We start from the raw sequence: 493 nt of genomic DNA, 5'->3' as shown, positions 1-493 counted from the left end.
CGGCATAGTATGCAGAAAAATATCAGGTAGCCTAAAAATAACGCCGTTTGAAAGGCGGACTTTCAAACGGCTTGTTTTGAGAATTTCAAGTGAGATAGCTAATCACGGCGTGAACACGAATACGCCCTATATCCTGTCGATATCCCAAAACCAAAGACATTAAAAGACAAATTCAGTTCAATGAAGGCAGATTAATGCAGCGTACCGTTTTGTCCTTCATCAGAGTCGCAGAAATTGCAGTAATGATAGACGTCGACGTCTATTTCCGTACCCGTCAGATAACAAAATTCTATGATTTCCCGACTAAATCCTATATAGGGATTTTGTTCTGCATCCACAACATATTCATGGACAACTTCCAACCAAAATTTTGCTTGGTATTGCCGACGGAATCGGGCAAGTGCATCAATGTTCCCGTGTAATTGGCGGACAATCCGCAGGCACTGCCCTTCTACGTCATTGACCGGCTGATCTTGGCGGCAGCCATTCCATG

Annotated in this window: 1 protein-coding gene; it reads right to left on the bottom strand. The window is 43.6% G+C overall.

Translation table 11 applies throughout. From position 1 onward, the window contains the following. Positions 1-191: 191 nt before the first annotated feature. Positions 192-493: DUF4279 domain-containing protein (locus ACTHUR_RS19190; RefSeq protein WP_440400376.1), on the bottom strand; the 302-nt coding region annotated here is incomplete at its 5' end.

This window comes from Neisseria sp. P0021.S007, assembly GCF_051956855.1.
The sequence above is the reverse complement of the archived record's forward strand: the minus strand, read 5'-3'. Positions and strand labels throughout refer to the sequence as shown.